This window comes from Pedobacter frigidisoli (assembly GCF_004331675.1).
In the GTDB taxonomy this organism is placed as follows: Bacteria; Bacteroidota; Bacteroidia; order Sphingobacteriales; family Sphingobacteriaceae; genus Pedobacter; species Pedobacter frigidisoli.
Map to the genome: position 1 here is coordinate 13,441 of NZ_SJSN01000027.1, position 21,109 is coordinate 34,549.

Sequence of the window (21,109 nt, forward strand, 5' to 3'; positions counted from 1 at the left end):
TACCTTTTGAACCGAATGATAATATTAGTAGAAAATAATTTTTTAACCACAAACAAAAAGTCCTCCCTACTGGGGAGGATTTAGGAGGGGCTTTATGTTCAAATTAAACTTAAAAATCGCTTTGCGAAACCTTTGGAAGAACAAAACTTCTTCTTTCATCAATGTAATTGGTTTGGCCATTGGTTTAGCTGCTTGCTTAATGCTTTTGCTGTATGTTTCTTACGAATGGAATTTCGATAAGCAAGCCAAAAATTGGAAAAACGTTTATATGGCCATGACGAATGTACCTGGCGAGGGAAATAAAATTGCAGGAACTTTTAATGGTTCTACAACAGCTTTAGGCCCGCTTTTAAAACAAAATTTGCCAGAGGTGAAATACGTAGCTCGCATGGATTACGGCAAAAAAAGCTTAATTGCCAACGGCCAAAATAGCTATAAAAAAGATTCGAAGTTTGCGGAACCTGATATACTTAAAATGTATGATTATCAATTCATTTCAGGCGACCCAAAAACGGCTTTACAGAACCCGCTATCAGTTATTTTAACAGAGAGTACAGCAAAAACCTTATTTGGAACCGTTGATGTGCTGAGCAAATCAGTTCGTTATCAGGATAAAGAAAATCTAACCATTACAGGAGTCGTTAAAGATTTGCCTGAAAATAGCTCGAACCGTTTTGATTTCTTAATGCCATGGTCGTTCTATGAAATAGTAGACCCGAGTGCCAAAGAATTGAACTGGAACAATTACAGTTTCGTAACCATGGTTTCGCTAAATCCTGATGCGAACATTGATTTGGTGAACCGTAAGGTCGAGGCTTTGGTAAAGGCAAATACTCCACAAACCCCGCAATCGCAACCGCATTTTCTTTATCAGACGAGCAAATTGCACTTGTTTGGCAAGTTCGAGAATGGCAAACCTGCAGGAGGAGATATTGAGCAAATCTGGCTTTTTATGGGTTTGGCATTTGGGATATTATTAATCGCCTGCATCAATTTCATGAATATGGCTACAGCCAAATCAGAGAAGCGAGCTAAAGAAGTTGGAATCAAGAAAACGATTGGTGCAAACCGAACTTCATTAATTTTCCAGTTTTTAACCGAATCGATGGTGCTTACATTGGTTGCTGTTGTAATGGCAATTGCCTTACTCGAAATCTGTCTTCCCGCATTTAACGGACTTTTAAACATTAATTTGGGCATTTCGTATTTCAATACAGCAAGCTGGATTGGGATTTTAGGTATAGTAATTGCCACAGGTTTAATCGCAGGAAGTTATCCGGCCTTTTATTTATCATCTTTTAACCCGATCCAAACATTAAAAAGGAATATTAAATCAAGAGGCATTTTAACCGTCAGCTTAAGGCAGGTTTTGGTTATTGGTCAGTTTTGTTTTGCTATCATCCTCATCATTTCAACCCTGGTTATCTATCGCCAAATTCAATACATTAAAAATAAACCTGTAGGCTTTGATGTAAATGCATTGGTCGAAATCCCCCAGGATGGTGAATTGAAAACCAAATTCGATTTGTTCAAAACTGAAATGCTAAAATCGGGTGCCGTTACTTCGATGTACCAATCGTCGGTTAGTCTATCTCACCGTGGGCGTAATTTTATGGATATGAAGTGGGATGGGATGACTAATCCTCAAAATACGGTAATGTTTAATCAGGTAGCCACTTCTTACGATTTCATCAAAACCAACGGAATTAAATTATTGCAGGGAAGAGATTTCTCTAAGAACTTTGCTTCAGATACGAGTGCGGTTATGGTTAGCGCCTCGGCTGTAAAAGTATTTGGCTACAAAAACCCCATTGGGAAAAAAGTTATTGTTTTTGGTTCAAACGCACACATAGTAGGTGTTTTCGATGATTATGTTTGGGATTCGCCTTACAAATCGAATAATCCGCAGGTTGTATATTTAACTACAGGACAAACAGGTGTAATTACCATGCGCCTTAATAATTCAAATAATTTACAAAGCAACATCGAAACCATTAATAAAATTACCAAAGCCTTTAATCCTGCGTATCCAACTGAAATTACATTCATCAACTCATTATATCAGGAGAAATATAAATCAGAAAAAACATTGGGCATTCTTTCTAACCTTTTCGGCGGATTGGCAATTTTCGTCTCTTGTTTAGGTTTATTTGGCTTGGTTGCTTACAGTGCAGAGCAAAGAACTAAGGAGTTTGGTGTTCGGAAAGTGCTTGGCGCATCGGTTGCGAATTTGATGCAGTTGCTATCACTTTCATTTATTAAAATGATTGTAGCCGCCATTATTGTCGCGGTGCCGATAAGCTATTTTGCGATGGGGAAATGGCTCAATAATTTCGAATTCCATACAGAGATAAGTTGGTGGATAATTCCTGTTGCGGCATTAGGAACGTTATCAATGGCATTAATTACCGTAAGTTTTCAAGCTTACAAAACTGCAAAAGCTAATCCTGTTGATGCACTTAAATATGAATAAATGAAGCCCCACCCAACCTCCCCAGAGGGGAGGAGTGCAAGGAGCAGACCTAAATAATTTACAATAATGATAGCACAAACAAACTTTTTTGACCACAAACAAAAAGTCCTCCCTACTGGGGAGGATTTAGGAGGGGCTGTATGTTTCGATTAAACTTAAAAATCGCGTTGCGGAACCTTTGGAAAAACAAAGGTTTCTCGCTTATAAATATTGGTGGCTTAGCCATTGGCTTGGCAAGTTGTATGATTTTGTTGTTGTATGTAGTATATGAATTCGGCTACGATAAACAATATAAAAATTACAAATCGACTTATATAGCCTACACTAATATGAAGGCGAATGGTAAAACTTTTAGTTGGGCTTGGACTCCAGGTTTACTTTCTCAAGAATTAAAAGAAAATGTTACTGGCGTAAGTAATAGTGCCCGCAGTTCTTATCCTATTTCGCTTTTGATTGGCAATGGAGAGAACAAACTTAAAAATAAGGGCATGTTTGTAGACCCTGCTTATTTAAAAATATTCGATTTTGATTTTATAGATGGAACTTCTGATAATATTTTGCAAAATATTAACACCGTTATTTTAACCAAATCATTGGCGAAAAAACTGTTTGGCAACCATTCTTCCATCAATAAAATAGTTAAGCTGGATAATCTGGAACCGCTAAAAGTTGAAGCAGTAATAGACGATATTCCCCAAAATAGTAGCTTAACGTTTGATTATTTAATGCCATGGAAATTATACGAAAAGAGAGAAACATGGACAAAGAAACAAGGTTGGGGAAGCAATTTTTGCTTAACAGTTGTACAATTGCAAAATAGTAACACGTTGGCGCAGGTAAATACTTCGATAAAAGACCTTTTTCATCGGATGGATAAAGACCAAGAAAATGAATTATTCTTACATCCTTTAAGTAAATGGCATTTATATGGCGATTTCGAAAACGGAAAATCTGTTGGAGGAAAGATAAGCCAGCTTAAAATATTTTTGCTGTTGGCAATTTGTATTTTGTTAATTGCTTGTGTAAACTTCATGAACTTGTCAACATCTCGTTCAGAAAAAAGAGCAAAAGAAGTAGGCGTTCGCAAAGCGATTGGCTCTAGTAGAAAATCCCTTATCTCACAATTTATTTTAGAAAGTACACTTTTATCATTTATAGGTACAGTTGTAGCCTTCATTTTACTAGAAATTAGTCTGCCATATTTTAACAATTTGCTAAATATCAATTTGATTATTCAATATAATGATTGGAGATATTGGCTAACACTAATTTGTTTGATACTTTTTACTGGGTTAATTGCAGGTAGTTACCCTGCATTTTATCTTTCCTCTTTCGAGCCTGTAAAAGTGCTTAAAGGTTTCAGTATAAAGGCAGGCTCGGCATTTTCTGTAAGAAAGGTTTTAGTGGTTTTTCAGTTTGTATTCGCTTCATGTTTAATTGTTTGTACATCAGTTATTTATCAGCAATTAAATTACATCAAAAACAAACCACTTGGTTACAATAGTAATGGTTTGGTTCAGCTATCGGCAGAGGGAAATTTAAAAAATCTGCAAAAGATAAATTTATTGAGAGAAAGATTAGTAAAAGCTGGTGCGGTTACAAATGTTTCTACCTTAAGCATGAGTCTTAGTAATGGAGGTAATAACACATCTGGAATTAGTTGGCCTGGTAAAAACCCAAATACCAGCGTATTATTTAACAACAGGGCAATTGGTTATGATTTTGTGGAAACCATTGGTGCAAAAATGGTTGAGGGCAGAAGCATTTCTAAACAGTTTGAAAAGGATAGCAATAGTGTAATATTTAACGAGGCGGGTATAAAAGCCATGGGGATGAAAAATCCTATCGGGAAAAAAATTAAATGGGATACGGGAGAGAATGTTATTGTTGGCGTAATGAAAGATTTTGTGATTGATAATCCTTTTCAAAAGGTAGAACCGATGATATTGTATTCGGCATTTAAAGATAATGTTTCGGTAATTTTGCTCAAGTTAAATCCATCGGCAAATGTTACTGCATCGTTATCAAAAATTGATGAAATTGTAAAAGAAATCAATCCCGATTATCCTATTGATAGAGAATTTGTAAACCAATCTTTCGAGCAAAAATTTGAAAACGAAAAATTATTAGGGACACTGTCTAATTGGTTTGGTGGTTTTGCCATCTTTATTTCTTGCCTTGGTTTACTTGGACTGGCTTTATTTATGGCAGAGCAACGTAAAAAAGAAATCAGCATTCGTAAAGTTTTGGGCGCTAGTACAGGCAATATCCTTACATTATTAAACAAAGATTTTATTAAACTAGTGGCTATCGCTAATGTAATAGCCTTTCCATTAGCTTATGTCATTATTAATCAATGGCTTTCTGCTTTTGAATACAGAGTGGCCATATCTTTTTTGCCATTTTCATTGGCGATAGTTATTTCGGTTTTGATTGCCATTTTAACCGTAAGCATACAATCTATAAAAGTAGCAAAAGCAAATCCAATTGATGCACTGAAATATGAATAAAGGCGGAAAGCTGGAAAGTTTTAAGGTAAAGGGCTTAAGCACCCAAAACCTTTCAGCCTTCAACCTTTTAACCTTCAACCTATAAAAATATGTTCAAACTTAACTTAAAAATCGCCTGGCGAAACCTTTGGAAAAACAAGGGTTATACATTTATTAATATTCTTGGTCTATCCATCAGCTTAGCCAGCTGTATCCTCATATTTATTTTTGTGCGGTACGAACTAAGTTTTGATAAGAATTTTGAAAACAGTGAGAGAATTTACCGTGTAGTTTCTCAATGGAAGTATGCGGATGGAAACGAATTTTATTCGCAAGGTGTGCCGCGACCATTAGCCCCGGCAATGCGAAATGATTTTGCCCAATTAGAGAAAGTTGCCGCAGTACAGCAAGGTGGTGGCACTTTAAAAATTAAGGCGCAAAACGGACGAGCTGAAATAAAAGATTTCGAAATGACCTTTTACCTCGAACCTTCGTTTTTCGAAATCTTTAAATATCAATGGCTTTCGGGAAATCCCAATCAATCGTTAACCGAGCCTAATGCCATGGTTTTAACAGAAAAAACAGCCAATAAATATTTTGGCGATTGGCATAAAGCTTTAGGAAGTACCATTAATTTAGATAACGAAACTAATTTTAAGGTTACCGGAGTTATAAAAGACACCGAACCAAACACTAGTTTTCCGCTAAAGGTTATTTTAAGCTATGCTAGTTATCTGGATAAAAACAGCAAAAGTTGGGGCTCTGTTTCCTCAAATTCAGAGTGTTATGTTTTATTGCAAAAAGGAATAAACATAAAGGATTTAGATAAGCCATTGGCTCAATTTATTAAGAAATATTATGTAGAAGAGGCTCCAGGTAAGGAAAGCAATAGTTTTCAGTCGTTAGGAGATATTCATTTTAATGATAAATACGGAAACTTTAATCAAGCCACTACCTCCTACAAACAACTTATCGGCATAAGTATAATCGGCTTGTTTTTATTATTAACGGCATGTATAAACTTCATAAACTTAGCTACAGCCCAAGCTATAAGTCGATCTAAGGAAGTAGGCGTTCGCAAAGTGATGGGTAGCAGGCGCAAACAATTAATTTGGCAATTCTTAAGCGAAACAACACTCATAACATTTATAGCGCTATTATTAGCCTGTGTGTTTACAGAATTAGCATTGCCAGCAATGGAAAGCCTGTTTGGTGCCGAAGTTACTTTTGGCTTATTTACGCATCCCATCATTTTTGTTTTCTTATTGGCGATGCTAGTCTTAGTAAGTTTCCTTGCGGGATTATACCCTGCAATGATTATGTCGGGCTTTAGTCCGGCGCTTGCAATAAAAAATCGAGTAAGTTCGGCTAATGCCGGAGGCGTGGGCTTACGTAAAACATTGGTCGTAATACAATTTTCGATAACGGCAATATTGATCGTAAGTACGCTTGTTATTATCAAACAAATGAGTTTCATTCGTGATAAATCCTTAGGTTTCGATACCAAAGCTGTGGCAATAATTGAGCTACCATCTGATAGTCTCAGCTTATTGAAGTACAATAGTTTTAAAAGCCAACTGCTTGCTAAAAAGGGCGTTAAGAATGTTAGTTTTAATGGCTCGGCACCCTCGTCGAGTAATAATAATGAAACGAGTTTTACTTATAATAGCTCAAAAACTGCTGATTTTCAAGTAAATACAAAAATAGCCGACGAAACCTACTTAGAAACCTTTGGTCTATCCCTTGTTGCCGGACGATCGCTATCAAAAAGTGATACCATTAAGGAATTCGTGGTGAACGAAACATTTTTGAAAAAATTGAACGTTAAAAATCCAAATGAGGCAATAGGTAAAATCGTAAAACTTTGGGGAAAAAGTGGTCCAATTGTGGGTGTTGTAAAAGACTTTAATAATTATTCTCTCCATGAAAGCATTTCGCCAATCGCCCTATTTTCATTTAAGGATAGAGCATCAACATTGGCAATAAAACTCGAATCAAAAGAGTTATTGAGCACCATGACTGATATAGAGAAGACTTTCAATAATACATTTACCAATAATGTTTACGATGTAAGTTTTTTGGATGATCAAATCGCAAATTACTACCATACTGAACAGATAATGGGTACTTTATTTAAGGTTTTTGCGGGGGTTGTTATCTTCATTTCCTTTATAGGTTTATTTGGATTAATCTCCTTTATTGCCACACAACGAACAAGAGAAATTGCCATCCGCAAAGTATTGGGTGCATCTAATTTGGAATTGATAAGGATGTTAAATAGTTCCTTTATATGGATGGTTTTGATTGCAAATATGATTGCCTGGCCAATAGGTTACATTTTGGTAAAACAATGGCTATCAGGTTTTCAGTATAGAATTGAATTAAACGTGTGGCCTTTTGTTATTGCAATGGTGATTTCTGTACTGATAACTTTAATTACGGTCAGCATTCGATCTTACAAAGCTGCGGTAGCCAATACAATTGATGCACTTAAATACGAATAAATAAGCTCAAAGACTAAAGATTAAAAAATTGAATATTTAACGTACCTCGATACTTTTTGAGTATTGAGGGGTAAAGCCCCTTTAGGGGTTTGGAATATGATACAACTAAATAACATAGAAAAATACTACGCCAACAAGGGTGTAAAAAGTTACATTCTTCGCCATGTAACCACAACCATTAAACAGGGCGAATTTGTTTCCATTATGGGCCCGTCTGGTGCTGGGAAATCTACTTTGCTAAACATTATTGGCATGCTAGAGGAACCAACTTACGGCACTTATGAGTTTTTAGGAGAAGACGTGACTACCTTAAACGAGCGCAAACGTATAGAACTTTACAGAAATCACATTGGTTTTGTGTTTCAGGCTTACCATTTAATTGATGAGATGACGGTTTATGAAAACATTGAGGCACCATTGCTTTACAAAAAAATAGGAAGTTCTGAGCGGGCGAGTAGAATTGCAGATCTATTGGATAGATTTAACATCGTAGCCAAAAAAGATTTATTTCCTAACCAACTTTCTGGCGGACAACAGCAGTTGGTGGGTATTGCAAGGGCTTTGGCTGCTCAACCATCAATCATTTTGGCTGATGAACCTACAGGAAACTTGCAATCGGCACAAGCGGATGAGATCATGAACTTGTTTAAAAAACTAAACCAAGAGGATGGAATTACCATTATTCAAGTAACGCATTCGGAGAAAAATGCCACATACGGAAACCGAATTTTGCATATCGCTGATGGCGTTGTGAAAGATGATGTGAAAGTAATTGTATAGGGCAGCTGATCTATTTAATTAAATCTTATCTGGCTTATCCTTTTCATTCGTGGATAATTACCTTTGGAGATGCAAAAGTCTTTTACTGATCAAATGGGGCGGGAGATAAATTTCGATTTTCCGCCTAAAAGGATAATCTCAATCGTTCCCTCGCAAACAGAACTGCTCTTTGATTTAGGTTTGGATCAAGAAATAATTGGTTTAACGAAATTTTGCATCCATCCCATAGAAAAATTTGCAGAGCGAACCAAAGTTGGTGGAACCAAGAAACTCAACATCGATTTAATTAAAGACCTCAAGCCAGATTTAATTATCGGCAACAAAGAAGAAAATACTCAAAGTGATATTGAAGAGCTGGCGGAATATTTTCCTGTTTGGATGAGCGATATCTTCACGGTAGAAGATGCAATGAAAACCATCAGACAAATAGGAGCGTTGGTTGATCGAGAGCCTGAAGCCGCATACCTTAACCACCTTATTTCTACGGGCTTTAACGATTTAAAAACACTCGCACTTCAAAATAATATCGATAAAAAGGTCGCTTACCTCATTTGGAGAAAACCTTACATGGCTGCTGGTAAAAACACTTTTATAGATGATATTTTACTTACCAACGGAATGACCAACGTGATCAAACAAGAGAGATATCCAGAAATAACATTGCCTCAACTTTTAACCCTAAACCCTCAACTTATTCTTCTATCATCCGAGCCATACCCATTTGGCGAAAAACACATCGAAGAAATTCAGGCTGCTATTCCAAATACCAAAATTATGTTGGTTGATGGAGAGATGTTTAGCTGGTATGGAAGCAGGCTGGTTAAGGCTGTTCAATACTTTTTCGAGTTTCAAAAAGAACTTTATTAAACATTCGGTGTTGATTCTTTGTAAATTGTACAAAAACTTAATCATCTCATCATGAAAAAAATAATCTTTTTATCGCTTTTAGTAGCTGTGCTTTCCAGCTGTAGTGCAATGTTAGATAGTAGCAATGCCGCTGTGGTTAACCTTAACTGGAAATGTGCAAAAATTGGGCATCACCACTTATCAATATGGAACGCACATCATTAATTATGGTGGCAAGCCTTACGCCCTAAAAAGCAGTTCGGTAAATCTTGATATATATGTAGATAAGCAAGTACAAATTAAGGGGACTAAGGTTTCTGGTTATCCATTAGAAAACGGACCAGAGCTGATTGAAGTTACCCAAGTAGTAGTAAAATAGCATTATCTCACGCCAATCCTTTGTGCAAAAGCAGGGACTAAATATGGTTTAATTTCTGTAAAAGGAATAAAAACTACAATTTGTCCTTGCGCATAACTGGCTACCTCGTAAGGGTTGTACATAAACGCCAAACCATTCTTATTGAAATAGAAATTTTTGTTAGGCTTTAAGAAATTATCAAATAATACTGATGAAATTTGATCAGCTGTTTTGATGTTGTACTGCTTTCTTAAATTTCGCTCTAACAAAGTCTGAAGTGCATTCGTGTCAACTTTTACAACATCACTTAATATTATCTGACGCTTATTTTTAATATCCAAACAATACATTAAACTGCTGTAGTTTCCATGTGCACCACCAGAATAGGAATCTGCAAGGAAATCAATCACCACGTAACCATTATCATTATATTTTAAAGATTGCTGACTATTATTAGTATAATTCATCCATTCTAAAAAACCTCTATCCGGACCTTGTTTCTGCTGTTCTGTAATTTCTTTTTGATAATCAGAAAAGTAGGCATCAGCAATTTTTTTAAAGGCAATTTCCCGATCTTCACTTCCTAATCTAATGCCAGAAATCCGCTTCAATTGATTATCCAACCATTTTCCAGATTCATCAGTTGCTTTAGGTTTTAAATATTCAAAACTGATTTGAGCGGCTGGAGATTTTGCCTTACCCGGAAATGCTTTTACAGAATCTTGATAGTAACCTATAGAAAATTCATAACTGCCATCAGGATATTCTTCGCTCAACTTAACAGGATATTTTTTAGTTTTATCACCACTTTCCCAATTTCCATCAAAGGCATTTCCTATCCATTTTAAGGCTAATTGAGGTTGCTTTGCATCTTTATCAAAATAATAATCGTAAAAACTATTCTCAAAAAGTACAACACTATCCTTGCCAATCAGTGTATCTGTAGAAAGGTTTAACCACGATCCATTGTAATAATAATCGCCATCGTAATTTCCATTTACCTTTTGCAAATGAACAACTACAGGTTTGCCAGCAATGTTTCCCGTTAATCTTTTATAAAAATTTTCAGGTAATTCGGTATTTGCTTTCTCGGTGCTATCAATTAAACTTTCACTATTTTTTCCAGTTTTAGCATTATTACATGCCGGTAAAGTTAGTAATCCAATAAGGCAAAGGAAGATGTAGTTTTTCATAGTTTATCAATTATTACTGACTAATCATTTACAGATGAAACTATGATTTTGTTTTATTAAAGCTTTTATTGATGCTGTAATAAAGGTTTTTTGCCGAATATCTTCCTGGATCAATGATCCTCCGAATGGTATAAAGCGGGAAATTCTCATCTCTTGGTGTCGATAAAATAAATGCAGCCTTAAATCCATGTTCCTTTAATTTATGCAGGGTTGATGCCTTAAAAACGCCATATGGAAAAGCGAAGTATTCAATCTTTTTGCCTGTAATTTCTTCCAGTTTTTTGGTAGGTTCATCAATCTGCGTAGTCCAATCCTCATCCTTAAACTGCGCAAAGTTTTTATGATCGTAAGTATGACTTGCAATTACATTTCCATCATCAGCAAGTTGCTTAATATTTTCTTTAGTCATGTAGCTAATTCTACCTTTCCTGCCGATAGAAACCGTCATGATAAAATAAACACCTTTAAAACCATACCTTTTTAACGTTGATGCGCCAGTTGTAAATTGATCCAGATCAGTATCATCAAAAGTAATCATAATCGGCTTTTCTGGAAGCTTGGCGCCATAAACCAGGTAATTGTAGAGTTGATCGGGCAAAATAGTATGGTAGCCAGAATCTGCCAACATTTTAATGTGTTGCTTAAATTTATCTGGAGCAATAATATCATCATGGGCCCTTTTACTATCGCTGGCTAGGTTATTTCTAATTTGATGATAGCATAAAACAGGTACTTCTCTATGAGACAGAATCGTTTTATTGTCGGCGGGTTTTTGTTTAGTCGTATCTATAACTTCCTTACTTGAAATTACAATATCACTTTTGGTTTTCTGATTTTTTGAATCAGCATTACAGGATGTAATTAAAATGGGGATGATAACGGCGAAATGCAGATATCGTTTCATGATGATGAAGAGCTGATGATGGATTTACTTAATAACGGTATCCTTTTTCCTTTTTTTGAGCGTTTAGGATACCGTTATTAATGAGTTAAAAACTATTTTTAATGCTATTGCTTAATGTTTTTGGCGACCAATAGCCACTTGCAATAATCCTGCGGATGGTAAACAATGGATCTTTTTCATCGCGTTTAGTAGATAATTGATAAGCCATTCTGAAACCGCGTTTCTTCAATTCTGGAATTCCTTCAGCATTCCATAAACCGAATGGATAAGCAAATTCTGTCATGGTTTTTCCAGTAATCTCTTCGAGTTTTTTAGTGGGTTTATCTAACTGCTCTTCCCAATCTTTTCCAGTATATTTTTTAAAGTTTTTGTGGTCGTACGTGTGAGAACCGATCACATTGCCCTCATCAGCAAGTTGTTTAATCTGCTCCTTGGTCATGTAATCTACAAACTTTCCTTTTCTACCGATAGAAACCGTCATAATGAAATACACCGCTTTGTAACCCAATTTATCTAAAGTTGGACGAACCACCGTAAATTGATCCATGTCTGTATCATCGAAAGTAAGCATAATAGGCTTGCTTGGCAACGCTGCACCAGTATTTAGGTAGGCATAAAGTTGATCGGGCAGAATAGTATGGTAACCACTATCGGCCAGCATTTTCATCTGGTCTTTAAAATTCTGAATTTCAACAATGTAGTCTTTACCAACTTTACCATCTGTTGGTTTCCAGTTTCTCACTTGGTGATAACATAAAATTGGAACTTGTTTCCTCGCTAAAATTGTTTTGGCATCAGCCACTTTAATTTTAGAAACATCAACTGGTGTTGTTGTTGTACTACCTGCTGTTTGAATAGTTTGTGCAGTAGAACCTTTGTCGCCAGCTTTTTCGGTTTGAGATTTAGATTGACAGCTCGTTAATAAGATTATTCCAGCTGTTATGATGGTTAGTAATTTGTATTTCATTATAATTATATATGGATACAAAACTATAAATTCCATCAATTATTTATCTATCAAAATCAATTCTGTTAATAATTTTTTCGAATGAATAAAATCTGACTAACTATCGCATTTATTACAATTCATGGCAGCCACAATAAGCTATAATTAAATAATTTAGCGGCTCAAACAAATTTTGATGAACAAACTTTACAAACTCGTTCTTTGTGCGCAGGTTTTATCCCTAACTGTTGCCGCACAAAATAAAACATTTACCATAACCGAAAATATTCAGCCACAACCAAAGGCTAATTATCAACTCGCATCGCGATTTTCGCCAAATAAGTTGAAGAAGATGGTTTATTCTACGGCTGTAGATCCACATTGGTTAAAATTAAGCAACCGTTTTTGGTACACTTTCGAAAGCCCCAAAGGGAAATTCTGGTACTTGGTAGATCCTGCAACAAAAAGCAAAAAATTAATGTTCGATAATGCAAAAGTTGCGGCAGAGATAACTTTAGCTGTTCGCGATCCCTTTGACGCTGAACATTTACCGCTAGAAAATTTGAAATTCGCTGCTGATGAAAAAAGTATTTCTTTCGAAGTAAAAAGTACCATCGATGAATTAAAAAAAGATAGAAAAGACAAGAAAGCTGCAGATTCTATGCAGAAGAAAATCTATTCCTTTAAATATGAATTGGCTACAGCGAAGCTTACCGAAGTGCCAAATTTTAGCAAGCCTAAACCAAAACCAGCATGGGGATCTGTAGCGCCAGATTCATCGGCCATTATCTTTTCCCGCAATTATAATTTGTATTGGATGGATAAGGCAAACTACCAGAAAGCGGTTAAGAATGAGGAAGACAGTACCATAGTCGAGCATCAATTGACAAAAGATGGAGTAAAGTTTTATTCTTACGGTAGCGACGGCGATGGAGAAAACAACGTGGAGAACGAAAAGAACAACAAGAAACGCAGAGGAGCTTATGTATTGTGGTCGCCAAATAGTCGGTATTTTGTTTTAGATAGAACCGATGCCCGCAAGGTTAAGGATTTGTGGGTAATTAATAGCGTAACGCCTGGCCGCCCAACTTTAGAAACCTATAAGTACCAAATGCCAGGCGAAACAGAATCTCCATTAGATGAGGTTCTTCTTTTCGATTTTTCTGCAAAATCATATAAAAAACTTAACGTTGCCGCTTTCAAAGATCAGAGTGTTTCGGTATGGAGCAAGCCTGCTTTAAATAAAGACCGCGATAACGAATTCCGCCCATCTATTTGGTTGGGAAATGATAGCAAATTCTATTTCTCTCGGACCAGCCGCGATTTGAAACGAATCGATATTTGTACCGTAGATATTAATACTGATGTGGTTAAGCCACTTATCGATGAACGTTTCAATTCTTATGTAGAGGTTAATCGTCCGGCTTTAATTAACGATGGTATTGAAATGATCCATTGGAGTGAACGTGATGGTTGGGCACATTTCTACCTATTTGATGGCAATGGAAAACTTAAAAATCAGATTACAAAAGGGGCTTTCCATTGCGAAAGCATTGTAAATGTTGATGAAAAAAACCGTATCCTTTATTTCACTGCAAATGGGAGAGAGGCGAAAGAAGATCCATATTATTTGCATTTGTACAGCATCAATTTCGATGGTTCTAACATGAAATTGTTAAATGCTGGCGATTTCGATCATGCATCGAACATGAACGATAACAATACCTTTTTCGTAGATAATTATTCGAGGGTAAATACCATTCCTAAATCTACCTTGTACGATAAAACTGGTAAAAAAGTGATGGATTTAGAAACCACCGATATTTCTTTGCTAACCGTTGCGGGCTACAAATTTCCGGAGCCATTTAAGGTTAAGGCCGATGATGGAATTACCGATTTATATGGTGTAATGTATAAGCCATTCGATTTTGATCCCAATAAAAAATATCCAATTATCGAGTACGTATATCCCGGACCGCAAACGGAGGCGGTAAATAAGGCATTTAGCAAAAGCATGGATCGTACCGAACGTTTGGCGCAATTTGGTTACATCGTAATTACGGTTGGTAATCGTGGCGGCAACCCATCTCGTTCAAAATGGTACCATACTTTCGGTTATGGTAATCTTCGCGATTATGGTTTGGCCGATAAGAAAACGGCTATCGAGCAATTGGCAGCCAGATATTCATTTATCGATGAAACAAAAGTGGGCATCACAGGTCATTCAGGTGGTGGGTTTATGTCAACAGCGGCCATGTTGGTTTATCCAGATTTCTTCAAGGCTGCAGTTTCCAATGCTGGAAATCACGATAATAGCATTTACAACCGTTGGTGGAGCGAAAAACACAATGGTATTAAGGAAGTGATTTCCTTAAAAGGAGATACCTCGTTTAAATACAGTATCGATAAAAACCCTGATTTGGCTAAAAACCTTAAAGGACATTTATTATTGATGCATGGCGATGTGGATAATAATGTTCATCCTGCAAATTCCATTCGTGTTGCCAATGCGTTAATGAAAGCCGGTAAACGTTTCGATTTCCTTATTATTCCTGGTCAACGCCACGGTTTTGGCGACATGACCGAGTATGCTTTCTGGAAATTGGCAGATCACTTTAACAAATACTTAATCGGCGATTTTTCGAATCCAGAGGATGTAGATTTAGTAGAGATGGATCGTGATATAGAGCAAAATGGGAAGCCTTAAGTTTTAATAAATTCTTTCTGATAAAAGTACTCGTAATTCCGTGGTCTGTGACTGATTCCAGTGGTCTGTGAGCCACAGACCACTTCGCAATTTCACTTTCCAAGTGCAATTTCCATCAAGCTATTTGCATCCTGTATCCGGCCTAGGAGATGATGGCGGGATAAAACGTTAAAGCTTTTGGAGAAACTTTCAAATCATCACTCCCCAGGCAACGCGTTCTGCCCGATTTTTCATCGGGTACTTGTGTTGCCGAAATAGAGCTTTTACGAATTTATCCAACATCAGGTCCCGGCCTTGGCCTTTTGTTACTTTTGGGCCAAGCCAAAAGTAAAAGCGGTTCAGCTGCAAGCTGAGGCAGGCCAAAGAATTAAGATCCCAGTCAAGCTGAGGGTAATTTATTTACGAGATCACCATTAAGCCAACTTAACGCCACTAAAGAATTTAAGCATCGTACTCAATGCATTTTCAGCGTGCATACGCTCACCATTTTCCAGAGATTCACGAGCCATTATCGCTGCCCTTTTCCGCATATTTGTTTCATAAGCAGAAATTGCTTGTTGCTCCGTATTGTATTTGACTGCAGTTAAACACTCGCTCAGTTCCAATGCATCAAGCATGGCCATATTTACACCTTCACCGGCAAAAGGTGGCATTAAATGTGCTGCATCACCCAGCATTGTTAAATTTGGTAAAGCTTCCCAGGTTTGATCTAAAGGCATACAATATATTGGTCGTGGAATGAAAGGTGTTTCTGCATTTTCGAATAGTTCGTTCCAAATATTACTCCACTCAGGGTATTTTTTGCTAAACCATTCCAATACTTGTGCGCTATCAGAAAAGTTTAAATCAATTGCTGAACTCCAATTTTCATCAGCTTTAAAACTTGCATAAAAGCCAATTTCTCCATTCGCTTTCTGTCCCATCAATATATCTTTCTCATTGCCGAAAGCCATTACCTTTCCTCCTCTAAGCAGGGCGGAAATCCTCGGAACAGATTTCTCCGCATCATAAATATTTCCCTCAAGCATGGTTATTCCAGAATAAAAAGGTTTTATATCAGTCAAATAAGGGCGAATTTTTGAATTTGCACCATCAGCCGCAATAACCAGATCGGCATAAGTGTCGACGCCATTCTTAAAATGTAGCAGCCAGCCCTCATCTTGAACTTCCATAGAAACAAAGTGGCTGTTCCATACAATTGTATTTGCTTCCAAAGATTCTATTAAGATTTTTCTTAATACGCCACGGTCTATTTCAGGACGAAAATGCTCGTGATCAAAATTTTCTTCTTTAACAATTTCGTGATCACTGAAAAATATTTCTGCCTGCTCGTTTACAATAATGGTTTTATCAGCACCAATCATGTAATTCATCTTAAATTCATCAATTAAACTCGCCTTATTCAGTGCTGCCAAGCCCGATTCGATATGCAAATCGAGTGGCGAACCCTGTACGCGTGCATTTTTATCAAGATCTCTTTCATAAACTTTTACATCTGCACCTTTAAGCTGTAACAGCTTTGCCAAGGTTAATCCTCCCGGACCACCGCCTACAATAGCAATGTTTTTATTCTGTAATAACATAATTTTGATTTTTACACCACAAAATTATTGCTTCAGATAGACTAGGAATTGTAAAAAACGGTCGTTTTCATTTTTGAATAGTTCTTTAGGCGAGACACCAGAAAGCTTTTTTATTTCTTTAATAAAATGCGATTGATCGGTAAAGTTGAGTTGCGGGTAAAGTTTGCCTTCTTTGATATGTTGAAGCGAAGCTTGAAAACGTAGGATGTTGCAATATGCTTTTAGCGAAAGACCAAATTGCCCCTTGAAATAACGGTTGATTTGTCGTTCAGTCCAAAATATTTTTTCGGCAAGTTCTTTTATTGAGATTTCCCCATTTGCGAGCATAATTAATTCAAACAGTTTACGCTTCCGTTCATCAATTTCTTTGGGTAAACAGGAAATTATTTTTTGCGTAGCTTTTTTACAAAACGCATTAAAATCGTTTAAATCATCGATTGAAAAACCCCAAAAATGATCAGGCAAAACTTTCCCTGCGTTTAATATTTCTGCGACTGAAAAACCAAAAACATATTCTATTGCAAGTGGATTGAAACTAATTGAAAAGAAATTTATCACATCAACCTTTGCATACTTTGGCTTAGTTTCCAAACCCAATAACGCAATGGTAAGGCGGTCGTCTGCATTTTTTGAAAATATCAAATCAATTTTTCCATTCGGAATTACTACGGCATCATTTACCGTAGCTAGGTTATTTAATGACGAAAAACAATAAACATAATCAGCAAGGGATTTTTCGGGTTTTAGTAGTTGATAATTTAAAGCATCATCCATTGTTGATCTATCTGTAAATTGTTTTTTAAATTATGACTAAAGTTAGCGTTTGCAAAGCAGAGAAAATTGGCATTCTTTCAATAAATTGAGTGCTGAATTTGAGCATAAGCAGCTGGTTTAATCATCTATTGCTTCAATACCCTGTTCCTTAAGTTTAGCCAGATGATCTTTCATTGTTTTAAGCTGCTCTTCAGAATGCCCTTGCCATTTCTCAACTATTGCAATTACTCGAAGTGCTTGCTTCGAGCGGTAAGATTTAGTTGGATTACCAGGGAATTTTTTATCTGTTAAATTTGGATCATCTTGAATAGCACCTGTTGGCTCAACAATATAAATTCGCTCCAAACCATCGCCCAAAGCAAGCTCTGCCCCCCAAATTGCAGCCTCTAAAGTAGCGGTAAGGTAAATGTAGGATCCCTTTTTTTGTTTGCCGTAGTTTGAATTAAAGCCCGGTTGAATTAAATCTCCTACGCTGAGCTTGGCTTTACTACCATGATAAAATGTTTGCATTAAATCGATGTGAGGTGCTGTTTCCATATTCATATACGCTGTCAGTTTGTAAGGGTAAGAAAGCAATTAGTGCTTTAAATCCCCGCTGTAAACTCATTATAAACCATAGCTTAAACGTAGCCCTTAAACTAATAGTCTATAAATATATTCCTCAATCTCTTCTTGTCGGGCATTTGCAAAGCCCTTATCTTTCCCAATTCTCTCAAATCCGCAATGTTCTAAAACCTTTTGCGATCCATAGTTGTCAAACGCTGTGCGGCCATAAATTGGTCTGGATGTTTCCGTTTTCAAAAATGCTTTAAGAGCAGCTGTGGCAATCCCTTGTCCCCAAAATTTCTTGTCAATCCAATAGGTAAGTTCGGCTTCATTGTGCATCATAAATTTTGCGATGCTACCCACAATCACATCATCTACTTTTATGGTTTGCATATTGATGGTTGGGTCGGCTAAATGCCTGCTGTACTTTTCTAGGTAAGCCATTTTATCGTTTGGGTCTTTAGCCGTAAAAGCGGCTAAATAGTTTGCTTCTTCATCCAGTTGAAACTGAAAAAATGTTTGTAAATCATCTATTTCTGTATTAACTAATGTGATTTTATGTTTTATCATTGTGGTAAAATTTGACAGGTTTAATCATTGCTAGTGTAGCAACTATGGCTCATGAAAATAGTGAATTATAAAGTAAAACTAAGATTGAAATTAAGCTATTTTTTATAATGTACAACTCATCTACACCAGCGAAAGAATTTTCACTTACATGGAAAAACCATTCTTATTTCTCCATCTTACTTCTTCCTCAGTTCTTGGTAAAAGTTGATCTAACATTTCTACGGCTCCTGCTTGCACTTCTGCTATAAAAGGGTGTAAATCTTTGTTGTAATCATTAAATGCCAGTTCAAAATTGCCGTTATGTTTCTCAAAAGCATCTGCTAATGCTGTGGCGCCGATTATCGCTAATGAGCCACCCATTCCGGCAGCTGGTGAAGCGCAATATCCTGCATCGCCAACTAATGCAACACGACCTTTTGTCCATGACGGCATTTTCACTTGGCAAAACTTATCAAAGTAAAAAGATTTTGAGTTTAATAATTCTGCTTTCAGTTCAGGCGTTCGCCAACTCATGCCTTGCATTTGTTCAAAAACTATTTGCTTAAGTTGCTCTTGATTACGGAAATCGTAAGAAATTTCCTTTTCTAGCCGAAACGTAAAAATAATGTCCGTTTTATTATTGTAAGCATAAAGCGCAAGCCCCTTGTTTGGCTCTGCATACATTTGATAAGTGCCTGCTTTCACCAATAACTTGTTTGCAATGGCAATAGCAAAATATTGCCCCAGAAAATGAACATATTCAGATTCTGCTCCAAACCAGATTTTTCGTACTGCCGAGTGGATGCCATCACAACCAAATACCAGCTCAAATTGGCTTTGAGTCCCGTTTTTGAACGTAACTTCCACACAATCCTCTTTTTCATTTAGCAATGTAATACCATCATCGAACGTGAAATCAACATCGTTTTTTACAAGCTCGAATAACATATTTAACAAAATATCTCTTTCTATTTCAAACTCATTTTCTGGCGATTGTTTTAAAAGGATAGAATGCTCGGTAACATCATCAGCATTTTTAAATTCCCACTTTTCTGGGCCAACTCTGTTTGCTTTTATTTGCTCAAAAAGACCCATCCGTTTAACAATCTCTACGGTACCATCCTTAATGTCAACTGGCGTACCACCCATTTTAAGCTGAGTTCCAATTTCAACAATGGTTACTCGATAGCCCATTTTGTTCATCCAATAAGCAGTTGTTAGTCCTGCAAAACTTGCTCCCGATATTAGTATTTTCTTTTTATGCTCCATTTTTTACTGTTTAAATGATGGTTCAAAATTCAAGAACATAATTACAGCAAGAAATAAATAAGCGTAGTAAGTATTGGATTATTCGTGGTTTTTCTTTCGGAACGATAAGGCAGACATACCTGTTGCCTTAGTAAAGATTCGTGAGAAATAGGGGTAATCCTCATAACCTAATACAAACGAAATTTCCTTAACTGATTTATTGGTGTGGTAAAGAAGACGTTTTGCCTCTAAAATTATCCTGTCTTGAATATGTTGTGAAACGGAAAACCCAGTGGTATTCTTGATGCATTCATTTAAATAGGCGGTAGAGATGTTGAGCTGATTCGCGTATTCACTTGGTCGTTTGATAATACAGTAATTCTTTTCTAACAGTTGTTTAAATGCTTTGGCAACTATTTCAAATCTCGATAGATTAGCTTCTAACTGATGTTGATTTAAAAATTGTGAGATCAAAAAAGCAACTAAAGTATTACAACTGTCTTTCAACAAATAAAAACTAAGCTTATTGTCTTTTTGAGTGAAGAAATTTAAACAAAGAAATGATATATCCGAAACAACTAAGTTGGTCTCTTTGGTCAGTTTTAATGGCGCTGCTGGTGTTAATTCTTCTAGCAGTTTAAGGTATTCTGGATTCAGGTTTTCATTTTTGATAGCCAAAGAGCAAACGGTAATATCTTCAAATTCTAAAATGCGATGAACTTGACTTGAGTGCATATAAACAGCAGCAGGTGCCGTTATTTCATATCTTCGAAAATCAATTTCTACATGAATGGTTCCTTTTTCAACGATGTGAAATGTATTCCCTTCATCCCGATGCGAAAGTGTTGCTTCATCATAATAGGAGGCCGTTTCGAAATCAGATTTTTTAATATTTAATCTTTCAATAGAAATGTAAGCAGCCTACCAAGTACATCTTTTAAATAACTTTCACGATGTTTTTCTTTGCATAAAAGAAATATATGAGAACATCAGAAGAAAAAATGTTAGCAGTTGAGGCTTGGCGCACCAGTGGGCTTAGCCAGAATGAATACTGCAAGACCCTTGGAGTCAAACGTACCACTTTTGCCAACTGGGTATCGCGCAATAGACGAAAACAAGCTGTTCCCAATTTTGTTAGAGTTACCATCCCTCCAGTTGCTATTTCGACAGCTGTAGAGGTTATTTACCCAAACGGAGTAATTATCAAGG

General features: G+C 36.5%; 18 protein-coding genes. 9 read left to right on the forward strand and 9 right to left on the reverse strand.

The window, feature by feature from the left end; genetic code table 11:
• Positions 1-94: 94 nt before the first annotated feature.
• The 7 genes from EZ449_RS21155 to EZ449_RS21180 all read left to right on the forward strand — a co-directional run bounded on the left by EZ449_RS21155 (position 95) and on the right by EZ449_RS21180 (position 9,471).
• A complete protein-coding gene (locus EZ449_RS21155) occupies positions 95-2,473 on the forward strand; it encodes an ABC transporter permease (protein ID WP_131562683.1) in 2,379 nt (792 codons plus the stop codon).
• A gap of 140 nt (positions 2,474-2,613) precedes the next feature.
• The gene (locus EZ449_RS21160) at positions 2,614-4,983 is read left to right on the forward strand and encodes an ABC transporter permease (RefSeq protein WP_131562684.1); all 2,370 of its coding nucleotides are present in this window, start codon (positions 2,614-2,616) and stop codon (positions 4,981-4,983) included.
• Positions 4,984-5,072: 89 nt separating this feature from the next.
• Positions 5,073-7,466, forward strand: coding sequence for an ABC transporter permease (locus EZ449_RS21165; RefSeq protein WP_131562686.1), 2,394 nt, complete (start codon positions 5,073-5,075; stop codon positions 7,464-7,466).
• Between the two features lie 96 nt (positions 7,467-7,562).
• Positions 7,563-8,246, forward strand: a complete 684-nt coding sequence (locus EZ449_RS21170) for an ABC transporter ATP-binding protein (RefSeq protein WP_131562688.1) — start codon at positions 7,563-7,565, stop codon at positions 8,244-8,246.
• Positions 8,247-8,315: 69 nt separating this feature from the next.
• Complete coding sequence (locus tag EZ449_RS21175) at positions 8,316-9,113, forward strand: helical backbone metal receptor (RefSeq protein ID WP_131562690.1); 798 nt, start codon at positions 8,316-8,318, stop codon at positions 9,111-9,113.
• 51 nt (positions 9,114-9,164) lie between these two features.
• Positions 9,165-9,317: a lipoprotein gene (locus tag EZ449_RS23570; protein ID WP_165499826.1), complete on the forward strand. Its 153-nt coding sequence runs from the start codon at positions 9,165-9,167 to the stop codon at positions 9,315-9,317.
• Positions 9,277-9,471 carry a hypothetical protein gene (locus tag EZ449_RS21180; protein ID WP_165499827.1) on the forward strand — a complete coding sequence of 65 codons (195 nt, stop codon included), beginning with the start codon at positions 9,277-9,279 and terminating at the stop codon, positions 9,469-9,471. Before EZ449_RS23570 ends, EZ449_RS21180 begins: the two co-directional genes overlap by 41 nt.
• 2 nt (positions 9,472-9,473) lie before the next feature.
• Here the strand turns inward: EZ449_RS21180 and EZ449_RS21185 are convergent, their stop codons facing one another.
• The 3 genes from EZ449_RS21185 to EZ449_RS21195 form a co-directional block, all read right to left on the reverse strand.
• Positions 9,474-10,643: an RsiV family protein gene (locus tag EZ449_RS21185; RefSeq protein ID WP_131562693.1), complete on the reverse strand. Its 1,170-nt coding sequence runs from the start codon at positions 10,641-10,643 to the stop codon at positions 9,474-9,476.
• Between the two features lie 40 nt (positions 10,644-10,683).
• Positions 10,684-11,547 (reverse strand): polysaccharide deacetylase family protein, encoded by an 864-nt coding sequence (locus tag EZ449_RS21190; protein ID WP_131562695.1) that lies wholly within the window; start codon positions 11,545-11,547, stop codon positions 10,684-10,686.
• Between the two features lie 85 nt (positions 11,548-11,632).
• On the reverse strand, positions 11,633-12,514 hold the full coding sequence (locus EZ449_RS21195; RefSeq protein WP_131562697.1) for a polysaccharide deacetylase family protein: 882 nt from the start codon (positions 12,512-12,514) through the stop codon (positions 11,633-11,635).
• Between the two features lie 175 nt (positions 12,515-12,689).
• Here EZ449_RS21195 and EZ449_RS21200 point away from each other — a divergent pair, with 175 nt between their 5' ends.
• Positions 12,690-15,200 (forward strand): S9 family peptidase, encoded by a 2,511-nt coding sequence (locus tag EZ449_RS21200; RefSeq protein ID WP_131562699.1) that lies wholly within the window; start codon positions 12,690-12,692, stop codon positions 15,198-15,200.
• 413 nt (positions 15,201-15,613) lie between these two features.
• Here the strand turns inward: EZ449_RS21200 and EZ449_RS21205 are convergent, their stop codons facing one another.
• The 6 genes from EZ449_RS21205 to EZ449_RS21230 form a co-directional block, all read right to left on the reverse strand.
• Entirely contained in the window at positions 15,614-16,783 is a 1,170-nt protein-coding gene (locus tag EZ449_RS21205; protein ID WP_131562700.1) for an FAD-dependent oxidoreductase, read from the reverse strand.
• Between the two features lie 24 nt (positions 16,784-16,807).
• Complete coding sequence (locus tag EZ449_RS21210; RefSeq protein WP_131562702.1) at positions 16,808-17,557, reverse strand: helix-turn-helix domain-containing protein; 750 nt, start codon at positions 17,555-17,557, stop codon at positions 16,808-16,810.
• 117 nt (positions 17,558-17,674) lie between these two features.
• On the reverse strand, positions 17,675-18,100 hold the full coding sequence (arr, locus tag EZ449_RS21215; protein WP_205943050.1) for an NAD(+)--rifampin ADP-ribosyltransferase: 426 nt from the start codon (positions 18,098-18,100) through the stop codon (positions 17,675-17,677).
• Between the two features lie 90 nt (positions 18,101-18,190).
• A complete protein-coding gene (locus EZ449_RS21220) occupies positions 18,191-18,673 on the reverse strand; it encodes a GNAT family N-acetyltransferase (protein WP_131562704.1) in 483 nt (160 codons plus the stop codon).
• A gap of 144 nt (positions 18,674-18,817) precedes the next feature.
• On the reverse strand, positions 18,818-19,921 hold the full coding sequence (locus EZ449_RS21225) for an FAD-dependent monooxygenase (RefSeq protein ID WP_131562706.1): 1,104 nt from the start codon (positions 19,919-19,921) through the stop codon (positions 18,818-18,820).
• A gap of 78 nt (positions 19,922-19,999) precedes the next feature.
• Positions 20,000-20,635 carry a helix-turn-helix domain-containing protein gene (locus EZ449_RS21230; RefSeq protein ID WP_225872400.1) on the reverse strand — a complete coding sequence of 212 codons (636 nt, stop codon included), beginning with the start codon at positions 20,633-20,635 and terminating at the stop codon, positions 20,000-20,002.
• A 245-nt stretch (positions 20,636-20,880) separates the two neighbouring features.
• On the opposite strand from EZ449_RS21230, the gene tnpA reads away from it, so the two are divergent.
• Positions 20,881-21,109: IS66 family insertion sequence element accessory protein TnpA (gene tnpA, locus EZ449_RS21235; protein ID WP_131561790.1), on the forward strand; the 229-nt coding region annotated here is incomplete at its 3' end.

Excerpts from the sequence above, each read along its gene's own strand:
- EZ449_RS21205 (WP_131562700.1), bottom strand. The coding sequence starts at position 16,783 with ATGTTATTACAGAATAAAAACATTGCTATTGTAGGCGGTGGTCCGGGA.
- EZ449_RS21220 (WP_131562704.1), bottom strand. The coding sequence starts at position 18,673 with ATGATAAAACATAAAATCACATTAGTTAATACAGAAATAGATGATTTA.
- EZ449_RS21165 (WP_131562686.1), top strand. The coding sequence starts at position 5,073 with ATGTTCAAACTTAACTTAAAAATCGCCTGGCGAAACCTTTGGAAAAAC.
- EZ449_RS21160 (WP_131562684.1), top strand. The coding sequence starts at position 2,614 with ATGTTTCGATTAAACTTAAAAATCGCGTTGCGGAACCTTTGGAAAAAC.
- arr (WP_205943050.1), bottom strand. The coding sequence starts at position 18,100 with ATGAATATGGAAACAGCACCTCACATCGATTTAATGCAAACATTTTAT.
- EZ449_RS21210 (WP_131562702.1), bottom strand. The coding sequence starts at position 17,557 with ATGGATGATGCTTTAAATTATCAACTACTAAAACCCGAAAAATCCCTT.
- EZ449_RS21190 (WP_131562695.1), bottom strand. The coding sequence starts at position 11,547 with ATGAAACGATATCTGCATTTCGCCGTTATCATCCCCATTTTAATTACA.
- EZ449_RS21200 (WP_131562699.1), top strand. The coding sequence starts at position 12,690 with ATGAACAAACTTTACAAACTCGTTCTTTGTGCGCAGGTTTTATCCCTA.
- EZ449_RS21155 (WP_131562683.1), top strand. The coding sequence starts at position 95 with ATGTTCAAATTAAACTTAAAAATCGCTTTGCGAAACCTTTGGAAGAAC.
- EZ449_RS21230 (WP_225872400.1), bottom strand. The coding sequence starts at position 20,635 with ATGCACTCAAGTCAAGTTCATCGCATTTTAGAATTTGAAGATATTACC.
- EZ449_RS21170 (WP_131562688.1), top strand. The coding sequence starts at position 7,563 with ATGATACAACTAAATAACATAGAAAAATACTACGCCAACAAGGGTGTA.
- EZ449_RS21175 (WP_131562690.1), top strand. The coding sequence starts at position 8,316 with ATGCAAAAGTCTTTTACTGATCAAATGGGGCGGGAGATAAATTTCGAT.
- EZ449_RS21195 (WP_131562697.1), bottom strand. The coding sequence starts at position 12,514 with ATGAAATACAAATTACTAACCATCATAACAGCTGGAATAATCTTATTA.
- EZ449_RS21225 (WP_131562706.1), bottom strand. The coding sequence starts at position 19,921 with ATGGAGCATAAAAAGAAAATACTAATATCGGGAGCAAGTTTTGCAGGA.
- EZ449_RS21185 (WP_131562693.1), bottom strand. The coding sequence starts at position 10,643 with ATGAAAAACTACATCTTCCTTTGCCTTATTGGATTACTAACTTTACCG.
- EZ449_RS23570 (WP_165499826.1), top strand. The coding sequence starts at position 9,165 with ATGAAAAAAATAATCTTTTTATCGCTTTTAGTAGCTGTGCTTTCCAGC.